This window comes from Plantibacter sp. CFBP 8804 (genome assembly GCF_014841225.1).
GTDB classification, from domain to species: Bacteria; Actinomycetota; Actinomycetes; order Actinomycetales; family Microbacteriaceae; genus Plantibacter; species Plantibacter auratus.
The window spans coordinates 202,894-217,081 of record NZ_JACYTU010000002.1; the positions used below are offsets into that span (position 1 = coordinate 202,894).

At 70.4% G+C, this 14,188-nt stretch carries 12 protein-coding genes; 7 read left to right on the forward strand and 5 right to left on the reverse strand.

Going from position 1 to position 14,188, the window contains the following annotated elements:
- Nucleotides 1-40 precede the first annotated feature (40 nt).
- From IFU11_RS06375 to IFU11_RS06390, 4 genes are all read left to right on the forward strand, one after another.
- Nucleotides 41-1,345: a class I SAM-dependent RNA methyltransferase gene (locus IFU11_RS06375; protein WP_192018489.1), complete on the forward strand. Its 1,305-nt coding sequence runs from the start codon at nucleotides 41-43 to the stop codon at nucleotides 1,343-1,345.
- 77 nt (nucleotides 1,346-1,422) lie between these two features.
- Nucleotides 1,423-2,079, forward strand: a complete 657-nt coding sequence (locus tag IFU11_RS06380; protein WP_064294846.1) for a response regulator transcription factor — start codon at nucleotides 1,423-1,425, stop codon at nucleotides 2,077-2,079.
- A gap of 67 nt (nucleotides 2,080-2,146) precedes the next feature.
- Nucleotides 2,147-3,319 (forward strand): sensor histidine kinase, encoded by a 1,173-nt coding sequence (locus tag IFU11_RS06385; RefSeq protein WP_192018490.1) that lies wholly within the window; start codon nucleotides 2,147-2,149, stop codon nucleotides 3,317-3,319.
- Nucleotides 3,316-4,377, forward strand: a complete 1,062-nt coding sequence (locus IFU11_RS06390) for a hypothetical protein (RefSeq protein WP_192018491.1) — start codon at nucleotides 3,316-3,318, stop codon at nucleotides 4,375-4,377. Before IFU11_RS06385 ends, IFU11_RS06390 begins: the two co-directional genes overlap by 4 nt.
- 318 nt (nucleotides 4,378-4,695) lie before the next feature.
- Here IFU11_RS06390 and IFU11_RS06395 read toward each other — a convergent pair whose 3' ends face one another.
- From IFU11_RS06395 to IFU11_RS06405, 3 genes are all read right to left on the reverse strand, one after another.
- Complete coding sequence (locus IFU11_RS06395; protein ID WP_192018492.1) at nucleotides 4,696-5,967, reverse strand: HNH endonuclease signature motif containing protein; 1,272 nt, start codon at nucleotides 5,965-5,967, stop codon at nucleotides 4,696-4,698.
- A gap of 720 nt (nucleotides 5,968-6,687) precedes the next feature.
- Nucleotides 6,688-6,939 carry an acyl-CoA carboxylase subunit epsilon gene (locus IFU11_RS06400; RefSeq protein WP_124769700.1) on the reverse strand — a complete coding sequence of 84 codons (252 nt, stop codon included), beginning with the start codon at nucleotides 6,937-6,939 and terminating at the stop codon, nucleotides 6,688-6,690.
- Complete coding sequence (locus IFU11_RS06405; RefSeq protein ID WP_137243414.1) at nucleotides 6,936-8,537, reverse strand: acyl-CoA carboxylase subunit beta; 1,602 nt, start codon at nucleotides 8,535-8,537, stop codon at nucleotides 6,936-6,938. The genes IFU11_RS06400 and IFU11_RS06405 overlap by 4 nt, the downstream gene beginning before the upstream one ends.
- 139 nt (nucleotides 8,538-8,676) lie before the next feature.
- On the opposite strand from IFU11_RS06405, the gene IFU11_RS06410 reads away from it, so the two are divergent.
- The gene (locus IFU11_RS06410; RefSeq protein WP_192018493.1) at nucleotides 8,677-9,468 is read left to right on the forward strand and encodes a biotin--[acetyl-CoA-carboxylase] ligase; all 792 of its coding nucleotides are present in this window, start codon (nucleotides 8,677-8,679) and stop codon (nucleotides 9,466-9,468) included.
- On the opposite strand, the gene IFU11_RS06415 is transcribed toward IFU11_RS06410, so the two are convergent.
- Nucleotides 9,452-10,264, reverse strand: a complete 813-nt coding sequence (locus tag IFU11_RS06415) for an EI24 domain-containing protein (protein ID WP_137243412.1) — start codon at nucleotides 10,262-10,264, stop codon at nucleotides 9,452-9,454. The genes IFU11_RS06410 and IFU11_RS06415 overlap by 17 nt on opposite strands.
- Before the next feature lie 101 nt (nucleotides 10,265-10,365).
- Between IFU11_RS06415 and IFU11_RS06420 the strand changes: the two genes are divergently transcribed.
- Together IFU11_RS06420 and IFU11_RS06425 are read left to right on the forward strand one after the other, a co-directional pair.
- On the forward strand, nucleotides 10,366-10,923 hold the full coding sequence (locus tag IFU11_RS06420) for a PH domain-containing protein (protein WP_161578613.1): 558 nt from the start codon (nucleotides 10,366-10,368) through the stop codon (nucleotides 10,921-10,923).
- Between the two features lie 129 nt (nucleotides 10,924-11,052).
- A complete protein-coding gene (locus tag IFU11_RS06425; RefSeq protein ID WP_064295173.1) occupies nucleotides 11,053-12,198 on the forward strand; it encodes a 5-(carboxyamino)imidazole ribonucleotide synthase in 1,146 nt (381 codons plus the stop codon).
- 152 nt (nucleotides 12,199-12,350) lie between these two features.
- Here the strand turns inward: IFU11_RS06425 and IFU11_RS06430 are convergent, their stop codons facing one another.
- On the reverse strand, nucleotides 12,351-14,183 hold the full coding sequence (locus IFU11_RS06430) for a sulfite reductase subunit alpha (RefSeq protein ID WP_192018494.1): 1,833 nt from the start codon (nucleotides 14,181-14,183) through the stop codon (nucleotides 12,351-12,353).
- Nucleotides 14,184-14,188: the final 5 nt, after the last annotated feature.

Sequence of the window (14,188 nt, forward strand, 5' to 3'; positions counted from 1 at the left end):
GGTGGACTCCCCGCAGCCGCCCGTGTGACATGCTCGACGCATGAGCACGACGACTGCACGCACCGTGGAACTGGACATCACCAACGTAGCCCACGGGGGTGTCTTCGTCGCCCGGCACGAGGGCCGGGTGGTCTTCGTCCCCGACACGCTCCCCGGTGAGCGCGTGCGGGCACGCATCGTCGACGAGAACGAGAAGCGCTTCTGGCGGGCGGAGACCCTGGAGGTCCTCACGCCGTCCGAGCACCGCCGTCCGCACGTCTGGGCCGAGGCCTCCGTCGACCGCGAGCCGAGCGAGCGGGCCGGGGGAGCGGAGTTCGGACACATCGAGCTCGCCCACCAGCGCGCGTTGAAGCACCAGGTCCTCGCGGAAGGGCTCGAGCGGTTCGCCGGAGTCGCTCCCGAGTTCACGGTCGCCGCGGTCGACGGTGAGACGCCCGACGGCACCCGGTGGCGGACAAGGGTCTCCCTGCACGTCGACCAGCACGGCAACATCGGTCCCTACGCCTCGAGGTCCCACCACGTCGTCCCCGTCGACGACCTGCCGCTCGCGATCGAAGCGGTGGCCGAAGCGGCCAAGCTCGAGGAACTGCCGCACGGCACCACCTCCATCGACATCGTCGCCTCGTCGACCGGGACGGTCCGCGTCCTGACGCGTGCGGACGAGGCCGGAGGCGGCGACCGCCGACGCGGTGGCGGGCGCGGTCGACGCGGGGGACCGAAGCCGGTCCGTCCCGCGGCAGACCCGATCCGCGAGCTCGTCGGCGAGCGCGAGTTCATCGTCGACGCGAACGGATTCTGGCAGGTCCACCGTCAGGCTGCTACGACCCTCCAGCAGGCCGTGTCCGCGGCCATCGACGACGCGCGCTTCGATCCGCGCGCCGCGAACCTCGACCTCTACGGCGGCGTCGGCCTGCTGGCCGCTGGCGTGGGCGACCGCTTCGGCTCCACCACCCGCATCACGACCGTGGAGAGTGACGAACGCGCCACCGAGTACGCGGGCGAGAACCTGTCCGAGTGGGTGGGCGCACAGGCCGTCACCGCGAAGGTCGACGCCTTCCTGCGGTCGGAGATCGCGACGGGCAGTCGGATCGAGCGGTCCCGGTACGCCACCGCGACCGTCGTGCTCGACCCGCCGCGCTCGGGGGCCGGCGCGGAGATCGTGGCCATGCTCGGCGAGCTGCGGCCCGCGTCGATCGTCTACGTCGCCTGCGACCCCATCGCGCTGTCCCGCGACGTCGCCCTCCTGGCGGAGCAGGGCTACGAGCTCGACCACCTCGCGGCCTACGACCTCTTCCCCAACACGCACCACCTCGAGGCCGTCGCGGGCTTCTCGCGAACGGCTTGAGCGGGCCCGTGCCGACGGAGGCGACTCGCGATCAGGCCGTCGCGCCCGGCGGGTCCGTCACTCGCTACGATGGTGCCGTGGTGACCGTCGCAATCATTGATGATCACGAGTCCGTCAGGCTCGGGATCGAAGCGGTGTGCGCGCACGCCGGGTATCAGGTCGTGGCGAGTGCCCCGACCGCCGTCGAGTGCATCGCCGCGTTGAACGGCGTGGTGCCCGACGTGGTCGTGCTCGACCTCTCGCTCTCCGACGGCAGCACGCCGACCTCGAACATCCACGCGGTGCAGGCGGTGGGGGCGCACGTCCTCATCCACTCCATCGCCGATCGGGTCGCACTGGTGCGCGAGGCGCTGGCCGCCGGAGCGTCCGGGGTCATCCCCAAGTCGTCGCCGACGGACACGGTCATCGCCGCCATCGGCACGGTGGCCCGTGGCGAGGCGCTGAACAACATCGAGTGGGCGAGCGCGATCGACGCCGACAGCGACTTCGCGCGGGCGCAGCTGGGCCGTCGTGAGCGCGACGTCCTGCACCTCTACGCGTCCGGCCTGCCACTGAAGACCGTCGCCATGCAACTCGGCATCGCCTACTCCACGGCCCGAGAGCACATCGACCGCATCCGGGTGAAGTACGTCGAGGTGGGGCGCCCGGCACCGACGAAGGTCGACCTGCTCCGCCGAGCGGTCGAGGACGGGATCCTCCCCGGCCTCGATCAAGGCGGGACGGATGTCTCCTAGCTTCCGGGCACCGACCAGGCATCCCGCGATCCCCTCGACCACGAGAGATGCCCAGGTTCAGCGCCGGATGCTGAACACCGCGAACTTCGAACGCCTCCTCGGCCGTTCGGTCGCGATCATCGGACTCGTCTTCGGACTGCAGACCGCGTTCACCACGCTCGGGCAGGGCGTCCAGATCACCGGCTGGTTCGGCGTGCTCTACGTCTCCCTCGTCTTCGGGACGATGTTCGGCGCCATCATCTGCTGCTTCTTCCTGTGGCACCACCGCATCGCCTCCGGCGTCTTCGCCGCAGTGTTCTTCGTGGCCCTCCTCATCTGGCCGGCGGTGAACGCGCAGGCGTCGGCGGACATCAACCAGGAACCCTGGATCTGGTACCTCTGCACGATCGCCGTCGCGTTCGCCTGCATCCCGCTGCAGTTGCGGGGGGCCATCGTGTACCTCGTCGTGACCTCGGTCATGTACGGCGTCAACCGCGTCATCGACGCCGACTTCGCGCCGGCGTCCTTCGAGATCGGTGCGCTCGACGCTTCGTACGCGACGATCATCGGTGGGCTCATCGTCGTCCTCGTCGGGCTGTTCCGTGTGCTGGCCGGTCGGGTCGACATCGCGAGGGCGGCCGCCCTCGCCACCTACGACGCGGCCGTCAAGCAGCACGCCACGGAGGTGGGGCGCGTCGAGGTCGATTCGATCGTCCACGACAGCGTCCTCGCCTCCCTGCTCGCCGCGGATCGGGCGCTGACCCCGAAGTCGGAGGCGCTCGCCGTCATGATGGCGCGGGTCGCGATCGAGCAGCTCGAGGGCGTTGGAGCGCCGATGACGAACGAGGACGAGGTCACCGGCCTCGCCGAGCTCATCGAACGGCTGCGTGCGGCCGCGTCGATGCTCGGTGAACCGTTCTCCGTCACGGTCGAGGGGGCCTCCGGCCGGGTCCTGCCCGTCACGGTCGCGAACGCGGTCTACTGGGCGACGGTGCAGGCGATGGTCAACAGCGTCGAGCACGCGGGTTCGGGAGTTGCGCGGAGCCTGTCCATCGAGGGCACGGTCTCCGGCGGCGTCTGCGTCATCGTCGGCGATGACGGCGTCGGGTTCTGCCCCGAGCAGGTCGCCGAGGAGCGGCTCGGGCTGAAGGTCTCGATCGTCGAGCGCGTCGCCGCGGTCGGCGGACGCTCGACGGTGATCTCCCGTCCGGGTGAGGGTGCCGTGATCCGCATCGAGTGGTCACCGGAGCACGGCTCGTGACCCCGGCACCGCGGTACGCCCTCGTCATCCTCGCCGCCCTGTTCTCGGCGTACCACCTGCTCCGTGCGGCGCTGACGCTCGAGACACCCCGCGACGTCGTCCCGGTCCTCATCGCGATGCTCGTCTACGCCGTCGCGAGCGTTCTGAGTCTCTGGCCGATGGGCACGACGCGCATGCCGTCGTGGCTCGCGAGCATCAACCTCGCGACCGCGATCATCGTCCCGTTGCTCGTGACCAGCCAGCTCGACCCCACGCGGAACAACGGGTACGCCACCTGGCACGTCGCGTCGATCGGGACGCTGATGACGATCACCGTGGTCCGGCAGCGGGAGGCGGTCGCCTACATCGGGATCGTCTTCCTCACGGTCCAGTCGCTCCTCTGGGCGGGTCCGGGACTGGCGCTCGGGATGGGTGTCACAGGCAGCCTCATCTGGGTCGTCCTCGCGAGTGTGCTCACCCGATCGATCGCTGGGGCGCAGCACGACGCCGAGCGCCTCACGCAGGCGGAGCATGCGACCTCCGACTGGCAGGCGGCGCAGTACGCGCACGTGCACGAGCGGCGACGACGCCTCAGTCAGACGGGCCGCCTGGCGACTCCGATGCTCCGCACGATCATCGCCAACGGCGGCAGGCTCTCCGTGGCCGATCGCACGGAGTGCCGGACGCTGGAGGCCAGTCTCCGCGACGAGATCCGCGGGCGACACCTCCTGAGCGACCCGGTCCGGGCCGAAGTGCTCGCGGCCCGGCGGCGCGGCGCGATCGTGAACATGCTGGACGAAGGCGGCCTCGAGGAGCTGGACGCCGGCGTCCTCGACGCGATCCACGAGCAGATCGCCGAAGCGCTCGCCGCCTCGCACGCCACGCGCCTCATCGTGCGGAGCGTCCCGGACGACGAGCGCGTCGCGGTGACCGTGGTCGGCCTGCGTGCGGTGCACCGGGAACCGGGCGTCGCTGCGGGTCCGGATGACGACGACGAGGAACTCGACGTCTGGCTCGAGATCCCGCGCGACGGCTCCCGTGCCGGCGTGGGTGCGTTCGGCGTGTCCGACGAGGACTGAACCGTTCCGACGGTGCAACACCCTTCGACAGGCTCAGGGACCGGAACGCATCCGGGCACACTTCCTCCGGTCACTGAGCTTGTCGAAGTGCCCACGAGGACTCCTCATCGTTCCGGGCACACCTCTTCCGGTCACTGAGCTTGTCGAAGTGCCCACGAGGACTCCTCATCGTTCCGGGCACACCTTTCCCGGTCACTGAGCTTGTCGAAGTGCCCACGAAGAACCCTTCGGCAGGCTCAGGGACCGAGGCGTTCCCGGTGAAGCTCCTCCGGTCACTGAGCTTGTCGAAGTGCGGCACAGCTCAGGGACCGGAACTGGTCAGAACGGTGCAGGGTCCCGTTCGGTCCGGTGGTGTTTCCCGTCGGGTGTCGTCCAGTCGAGGACGCCGCCGGCTCCGTGTTCGAGGTTCCACCCGGCTAGGTGCTTCATCAGGTGATGATGTCGGCACAGGCAGGCAAGGTTCCCCACATCCGTGGTCCCACCGTCTTCCCACGCGACCGAATGGTCGAGATCGCAGGCCCGGGCTCGTCTGCCGCAGCCCGGTGCCCGACAGGTGCCGTCTCGCAGGCGGACCGCGCGTTGCAGGTCAGCCGGAACCCGGTACTGATTGCGGCCGACGGAAAGGACCGCGCCGGTTTCCGGTTGGACGAGGATCCGGGTGAAGCTTGGTGCGTTCACGGCGATACGTGCGGCGGTCTCCGGGTCGATGGGTCCGTAGCCGTCGAGCGTCGCCGGGGCATCGCTCACACCGGCCATCGTGAGCGCCGGGACCGTGATCTGGACGGTCGGCTTGATGTGCTCCTGCACCTCGATCGGGTGGGGAAGGACCGGGCTCGACATGACGTCTTCCGGGGTCACGCCGGTGAGCGCGAGCGCCGCCAGGGCATCTGCCTGCAGCTGGGCGCAGGTGCGGGTGTCGCCAGCTGCGCGCGACTCTGCTGCCGCGGCCTCGACGCGCTCGATGAGCCCCTGGGCGATCGGCGCCGTGGTGAACAGGTGCACCCACGCCATGCCGTCGGCGGCCGGTTCGAACTCGACCCGGCGGTCGGCCTCGGAGCGGACCGCTCGGGCGGTGATGGACTCGGGGTGGAGTCGCTCGCGCAGGATGCGGGCGCGCCTGCGGAGGTTCGCGTTGGTCGTCTCCTCCGCGACCTGTAGTACCTCAGCGAGGAACGCCGCCCGCCCCGCGGTCGGCACGTCACTGAGTTGGTCGATGATCGTCTGCGCGTGCCGCGCTGAGATGCGGCCCGCCTCGAGCGACTCGAGCACGGCCGGAGCATCATTCACAAGGCGCTCGGCGTCGTTCGTCGCCCGCTGCACGGTCCGCTCGGGCGTGCGGGTCGCCATCGCGAGCGCCATACAGGTCGACCGGCGGGAGAGCGCCTGCCGTTCCGCGGGCGGGAAGATCGCCGGAACCGTGGCGTCGGCGAAGGCGTCCGCGTAGGCGGCAGACCGGGCGAGCAGCCGAGCCTCCTCGGCGTCCAGAGCAGCACGCCGACGCTGGATGTCCGCGTAGTGGTCCGAGAACTCCGCGAGGCGCGCGGCGCACTCGTCGCCCACGCGGATCGCGGCGGAGGTGGTCTCGGTCATGGAACCAGTCCACCACGGACCACTGACATTCCAGATGCTGAGTCGGGACGGCTGTGGAAGTTGCTCGTGTGCCCTTCGACAGGCTCAGGGACCGGAGGAGGCATGCCGGATTGGCGGGGTTCTCCGTGGGCCCTTCGACAGGCTCAGGGACCGGAGGAGGGTCACCAGGGCGAGAGGTTCCTCGTGTGCCCTCGACAGGCTCAGAGGCTGGATGGGGTTGCTCAGGGACCGGGAGAGGGTCAGTGGAGCGGGAAGCTGCTCGTGTGCCCTTCGACAAGCTCAGGGACCGGAGGGGGTCACTCGGAGGGCCGGAGAGGGTCATCGAAGCGGGAGCTTCCTCGAAGCGGGAACTTCCTCGTGGGCCCTTCGACAAGCTCAGGGACCGGAACGCGTCCGAGTGGACTTCTCCCGGTCGCTGAGCCTGTCGGCGTGCCGGGTCTCGAACGAACGAAAGGAGGGCCAGCACCCGATGCTGGCCCTCCGTGACGTTCGTGGGTCAGAGCGGTAACCCGAATACCGCTCTGACCCGCCCCCGAACTCCTGCCCGCTTACCCTAGATGGAGCAGGAGCTGGTGAAGTGGTCTCGATGAGACGCAACTTTCGAGAATGATGATCCTCCATCAGGGGTACCCCCGACAGTCGGCACTATGGAGGACACGAATGGGGGACAGCACCGCGCGCCGCGAGGGGCAACCGGCGTGAGTCCTCCCTCGAGACGGCTCAGCCCGTGAACGCGCGCCAGTGTCCTGGGCCCACGGTGATCCCTGTGCGGAGGTTCCGCCTCGTCCGCTCCCACGTCGACGGGACGCGGGGTGCCGGGGCGGTGTCGGCGTCACGCAGCGCCTGTTCGGCGATCGCGACGCTCAGCACAGCGGTGAGCGCCGCGAGTTCCTCGTCGGTCGGGGTACCGCGCTCGATCCGGAGATCGATCGACGACGGCTCGGTCGTGTTCGGCTCGGCGCCGGTGCTCACAGCGGGATGTTCCCGTGCTTCTTGGCGGGCAGGCTCGCACGCTTCGTCCGGAGCGCGCGGAGCGCCTTGATGACCGAGACCCGCGTGGCCGCCGGTTCGATGACGCCGTCCAGCTCGCCGCGCTCGGCGGCGAGGAACGGGCTCGCGACGTTGTAGGTGTACTCGTTCGCGAGGCGCGTGCGCACGGCGGCGACGTCCTCGCCGGCTTCCTCGGCCCGCTTGATCTCGCCGCGGTACAGGATGTTGACGGCACCCTGCCCGCCCATGACCGCGATCTCGGCCGTGGGCCAGGCGAGGTTGATGTCGGCCCCGAGCTGCTTCGAACCCATGACGATGTAGGCGCCGCCGTAGGCCTTGCGCAGGATGACGGTGACCAGGGGCACCGTGGCCTCGGCGTAGGCGTAGAGGAGCTTCGCGCCGCGGCGGATGACGCCGGTCCACTCCTGGTCGGTGCCGGGCAGGTAGCCGGGGACGTCGACCAGGGTGAGGATCGGGATGCTGAACGCGTCGCAGAACCGGACGAACCGACTCGCTTTCTCGCCCGCTTCGATGTTCAGCGTCCCGGCCATCTGGGAGGGCTGGTTGGCGATGACACCGACCGACCGTCCCTCGACGCGCGCGAAACCGATGACGATGTTCGGCGCGAAGAGCGGCTGGACCTCGAGGAAGTCGGCGTCGTCGACGACATGCTCGATGACGGTCTTCACGTCGTAGGGCTGGTTCGGCGAGTCGGGGATGAGGGTGTTGAGTCGGCGGTCCTCGTCCGTCGTCTCCAGCTCCACCTCGACGTCGAAGACCGTGGCCTCGGACAGGTTGTTGTCGGGCAGGAAGCCGACAAGGGTGCGGGCGTAGTCGAGGGCGTCCGGCTCGTCGCTCGCGAGGTAGTGCGCGACGCCCGAGCGGGTGTTGTGCGTGTACCCGCCGCCGAGCTCCTCCATGCCGACGTCCTCGCCCGTGACGGTCTTGATGACGTCGGGGCCCGTGACAAACATCTGGCTGGTCTTGTCGACCATGATGACGAAGTCGGTGAGTGCGGGGGAGTAGACGGCGCCGCCGGCCGCCGGACCCATGATGATGGAGATCTGCGGGATGACCCCGGAGGCCTGCGTGTTGCGTCGGAAGATCTCGCCGTACTTACCCAGCGCGACGACGCCCTCCTGGATGCGCGCGCCGCCGGAGTCGAGCATGCCGATGATCGGGACGCCCGTCTTCAACGCGAGGTCCATGATCTTGATGATCTTGTCGCCGGCGACCTCGCCGAGCGAACCGCCGAAGATGGTGAAGTCCTGCGAGTACACGGCGACCTGGCGGCCGTGGATGGTGCCGGTGCCGGTGACGACGGCATCGCCGTACGGCCGAGAGCGGTCCATGCCGAAGGCGGTCGTGCGGTGCCGCACGAACTCGTCGAGTTCGACGAAGCTGCCGTGGTCGAGCAGCTGCGCGATGCGCTCCCGCGCGGTGAGCTTGCCCTTCTTGTGCTGCTTCTCGATGGCGGCTTCGCCGCTCGCCGTCACGGCCTCGTGATAGCGGTTCTTGAGGTCGGCGAGCTTCCCGGCCGTCGTGTAGAGGTCAGGGCCGGAGGTGGTTTCGTCGGTCACGCTTTCACCTTACCCGGTGGTCCCCCGGCCGACCCGTTGACGATCGGGTACAAGTGGCGCGCCGATCCGTTGTCGGCATCGTCCAAGCGTGCCGGTGGGCGACGCGGGCGCCGACGACCGGCCTCAGTAGGGTTGTGCCATGGATCTGCCCCTCACCGCCGCCCTCGTGCCACGCCTCGAGATCCTCGCCCACGCCGGCTCCACCAACGACGAACTCGCCCGACGCGTGCGCGAGGACGGCGGCGACGCGTGGCCCGACCGCTCGGTGGTCCTCACCGACGACCAGCGCGGGGGACGCGGTCGCCTCGGTCGGGTGTGGACGGTGCCACCCGGCACATCACTCGCCGTGTCGGTCCTGCTCCGGCCGGTCACTCCGTCGGGTGGTCCGCTCCCGCTGCAGGCCTACGGCTGGCTCCCACTCCTCGCGGGCGCGGCGCTCGCGGAGTCGCTCCGGGAGCTCGGGGTGGCCGCCGACGTGAAGTGGCCGAACGACGTGCTCATCGGCGGTCGCAAGGTGTCCGGCATCCTCGCCGAGCTGCTGCCGAGCGGGGACGCGGTGATCCTCGGGACCGGTGTCAACCTCCGCCAGCGTGCCGAGGAACTGCCGACCGACCGGTCAACCTCGCTCGCGCTCGCCGGCCTCGCCGATCCGGACCCGGACACCGTCCTCGTCGGTTACCTGCGCGCCTTCGGCACCCTGTACGACGCCTACCTGGAGGCGTCCGGTGACGCCGAGGCCAGCGGGCTCCGAGCAGCGGTCACCGAGCGATGCGTGACGTTGGACAGCTCGGTGCGGGTGGAACTCCCCGGCGGCGACGTCCTGACCGGCACGGCCGAGCGGATCGACGCGGACGGGCGGCTCGTCGTCCGACCGACCGACGGCGGTGCGCCGGTCGCGGTGGCGGCCGGCGACGTCACGCACGTGCGCTGAGCGTCCCCGCCTGTTCGGTGAGGGACCGGCGTGCGAGCACCGTCGCGCCGGAGACGGCGGCCGGCATGACCAGCACGGACAGGACCGGCACGAGGAAGAGGACCGCGACCGTCATCCCGAAGCCCAGGGTGCGGGCGCGTCGCCTGGCGAGGGTCCGGCGGCGGTCCCGCAACGACAACCCCCTCGCGTCGAACGCGTAGCCCGTCAGTTCGAGGGCGAGGAACCACCCGCTCACGGCGAGCCCGAGCACCGGGACCACCGTCTGGCCGATCACCGGGACGAAGCCGAGGAGGAAGAGGACGGCCGCCGTCGGGATGGTGAGCAGGAGCAGGCCGAGTGCCCGGGTGACACCGGTGAGGAGGCCGCGCCACGCGGACTCACCCGACTCCGGAGGAGCGTCGCCGAGGGTGCGTTCGACGTCGGCCCAGATCCGCTCGTAGAAGGGGTCGCCGACGAGGAGCGTCGCTGCGGCGTAGGCGTACAGCATCACCACGACGGCCACGGCCACCAACGCGACCGCGGCGGCCACCCTGATGGACGAGCGGTACGGCTCGTCCCAGGTGTCGGCGAACGGTGTCGCCCAGTCGACGATCGTGGCGGCGTTGACGCCGAGGACGACGAGCAACGCGATGAACACGACGCCCACGATCGCGGCGGGGATCATGCCGAGCAGCATGCGCTTCGGCGAGGTACCCCAGAGGCGGAACCCGCCGAAGAGGATGCCGATCCCCTCGAGGAACGACCCGACCACGCCGGGGTGCTGTGCCGTCGGTGCGGTGCTGTCGGCCGGTTTCACGCCTTCATGCTAGCCGGGCGGCCGATGCACGGATGCTCGGGATCGCCGACGGGCGGGGTGGGAGCAGGCGGCGGGTTGCCGCGACTGCTAAGAATGGGAGTATGGCTGATCCCGGTATGACGGGGCCGGGCAGGCCGGCTCCTCCCGCGGCGGCGACCGAACGTGTGGTCGCACGCCTGCGTCCGCATGCCCGGCGGCTCCTGCTCCCCGCGCTCCTGCTCATCGCGGTGAGCGGCGCCGGTGCGTACTTCTTCGGCTCGTTCGACCTCGAGTGGCAGAACTGGGCCGTCCTCATCGGCGGCGGGGTGATCGTGCTGGTCGCCTGCGTCCTGCCGTTCATCGCCTGGCTGTCGGTCCGTTACGTGATCACGACCCGCCGACTGATCGTCCGTCGCGGGTTCTTCGTGCGGACGCGCCAGGAGCTCTACCACGCCCGTGGCTACGGCATCACGGTGCACAAGAGTTGGGTGCAGAGCGCCTTCGGCAGCGGCAACGTCCGGGTGACGAGCGGTGGCGAGGTACCGGTCGTCCTGCGGGACGTGCCCGGTGCGGTCCTCGTCCAGAACGCCTTGCACGAGCTCGTCGCGGAGAACCAGAGCATCGCCGCGCCGTACCCGGCAGCACCGGCTCCGACGCAGCAGCCACCGGTCCGACGCTGACCGGTGACCGGCCCGCCCGGCCGGTACGATGTTCGAGTCGGGGCACCCGCCGATCCGCCTCCGGATCCGCCCGTCCCGCCTGCTGAAACGAGACCCGCCGGCCGGTCGCCGGAGAGCTGGAGTGAACCCATGAGCATTCGCGTCGGAGTGATCGGCGGCGGTCAGCTGGCCAGGATGATGGTGCCCGCGGCCGTGAACCTCGGACTCGACATCCGGGTGCTCGCCGAGCAGGAGGGCATGTCCGCCCGACTCGCCACCGTCGAGGTGGGCGACTACCGCGACGCGGACACCGTGCTCGCCTTCGCCGAGACGGTCGACGTCATCACCTTCGACCACGAGCACGTGCCGCAGCACGTCCTGCGGGCACTCGTCGACGCCGGTGTACAGGTGCACCCGGGACCGGACGCGCTCGCCGTCGCCCAGGACAAACTGCTCATGCGCGAACGCCTGACGGAGCTCGGACTGCCGGTCCCCGACTGGGCGCGCGTGCACGATCAGGAGGAGCTCGCGGCCTTCCTCGCCGAGCACGGCGGGAAGGGCGTCGTGAAGACGCCGCGTGGTGGCTACGACGGCAAGGGCGTCCGTGTCGTCCACGGACCGAACGAGGTCGACGACTGGTTCACGGCGCTCTCCGAGGACGCCAACGGCGGAGCACTGCTCGTCGAGGAGCTGGTGTCGTTCCGGCGCGAGCTCGCCCAGCTCGTCGCCCGGCGCCCGTCCGGCGAGGTGGTGCCGTGGCGCGTCGTCGAGACCGTGCAGCTCGGCGGGGTGTGCAGCGAGGTCATCGCTCCGGCGCCCGGCTCGGCGGGCCGGCTCGCCGACACCGCGGAGGAGATCGCCGTGACCGTCGCGACCGCGCTCGGGGTGACGGGCGTCCTGGCCGTCGAACTCTTCGAGACCGACGACGACCGCCTGCTCATCAACGAACTCGCCATGCGTCCGCACAACAGCGGGCACTGGACGCAGGACGGCAGCGTCACCAGCCAGTTCGAGCAGCACCTGCGCGCCGTCCTCGACCTTCCCCTCGGCTGGACGGGCTGCCACCGCGATTGGACCGTCATGGTGAACGTGCTCGGCGGGCCGGCCGAGGGGACGCTCGACGACCGCTACCCGCAGGTCCTCGGTGCGCACCCGCTGGCGAAGGTGCACAACTACGGCAAGGACCCCCGCCCCGGGCGCAAGGTCGGCCACGTCAACGTCGCGGGCGACGACCTCGACGACGTCGTGTACGAGGCACGGGCCGCCGCGGCGTTGCTCGGCGCCGAGAACGCCTGACCGCCCTTCGACAAGCTCAGGGACCGGTGGTTGGGCTCAGGGACCGAGGGCCGGGCTCAGGGGCCGAGGGCTGGGCTCAGGGACCGATGACCGGTCGCCGAGCCTGTCGAGGTGCGCCCTTCGACAGGCCCAGGGACCGGTCGAGGTGCGCCTCAGTACACGTCGCGGATGTAGCGCTTCTCGCGCTTCAGCGTGTGCACGTACTCGGCTGCGGCCTCCGTCGAACGCCCGCCGTGTTCGGCGATGAGCTCGTGCAGCGCCTGGTCGACGTCCTTCGCCATCCGTGAGGCGTCACCGCAGACGGCGAAGTGGCCGCCCTCCTCGAGCCAGGCGTAGAGCTCCTTGCCGTTCTCGCGCATCCGGGTCTGGACGTACACCTTCTCGCGCTGGTCGCGGGAGAACGCGAGGTCCAGACGATCAAGCACCCCTCCGGTGAGCAGCTCGCCGAGTTCGTCCTCGTAGATGAAGTCGTGCGCCCGGTGCTGGTCGCCGAAGAACAGCCAGTTCCGACCAGCGGCCCCGCGCTCGCGGCGCTCCTGGAGGAACGAGCGGAACGGCGCGATCCCGGTTCCCGGGCCGACCATGATGAGCGGCGCATCGTCGTCCGACGGCACCCGGAAGCCCGCGTTCGCGGAGACGAAGATCCCGCTCGTGGCACCCTCCGCGACCCGGTCGGCGAGATGCGTCGACGCGACGCCGCCGTGCAGACGGTCGCCGACCGCGTACCGGACGCTCGCGACGGTGAGGTGCACGCGCCCGTCGGCCGCCAGCGGACTGGACGAGATCGAGTACGCGCGGTGCTGGAGCGGACGCAGCACGTCGAGGAGCGCGGCGGCGTCGAACCGGACCGCGGTGGAGCGCAGGAGGTCGAGGATGTCGCGGTCGCGCAACCAGGAGTCGAGCGTCTCCGCCTGGGCGAGCGCGAGGATCCCCGCCAGCTCCGAGTCCGGCGCGCGGTCGGCGAGTTCGGCCACAAGGTCCTTCGACGGGGTGCGGATCTCGAACCCGTGGGTGAGCCGGTCCGCCAGGGTCGAGCCGTCGACCGACTCGTCCGCGGTCGCGTCCAGTTCGGCGATGATGGCGTCGACGAGCGCCGGGTCGTTGCTCGGCATGACGCCGAGGGCGTCGCCGGCCGCGTACTCGATGCCGCTGTCGCCCAGGTCGAACTCGTAGTGCCGGATCTCCTTCGACGAGGCGGGCCCGGACAGGACGCGGTTGACGGCGAGGGTGGCACCGTACGGCGTCTTGCGGGTCCACGGTGAGCGCGTGCGGCCGGGCTTCTTCGCCGGCTTGGCCGCCGGCGCGGGAGCGGGTGCGGCATCGGCGTCCGTCGGGGCGAGGGCGCCGAAGAGCGACAAGGCCTGTGTGGTCCACGCCGCGGCGGGCTCCTCGTAGTCGACGTCGCAGTCCACGCGGGCGAGGATGCGTTCCGCGCCGAGCTGCTCCAGACGCGTGTCGATGAGCTTGCCCGCGTGGCAGAACCCGTCGTATCCGGAGTCGCCGAGCGCGAGCACGGAGAACTTCAGGCCGTCGAGGCGTGGTGCGGTGCTCGCCTGGAGCGTCTCCCAGAACAGTTCGGCGTTGTCGGGCATCTCACCCTCGCCGTACGTGGAGGTGATGACGACGACGTGTCCCATCGTCGGGAGCCGGTCGACCTCGACGTCGTCGAGTCCGATCGTCGTCACCGCGACGCCGTAGCCGGAGGCGGCTCGGCCGAGATCTTCCGCGATGGCCTCCGCGGTGCCCGTCTGCGTCCCGACGAGCACGTGCAGGGCGAGCTGCGGCGTGCGGCCACCGGCGTCGGTGGCGTCGATCGCGCTGGAGCGGACCCCTGCCAGGAATCCGGCGAGCCAGACCCGCTGCTCGGGGCTGAACGGCGCGTCCGCCGGGATGAACGGGTCGTCGGCGCTGCTGCCGAGCGCGGCGAGCGCCTCGAAGAGCACCGGGCTCGGTGTGCTGGCTGCCGGGGCCTGGGTCGAGGTCATCGTCC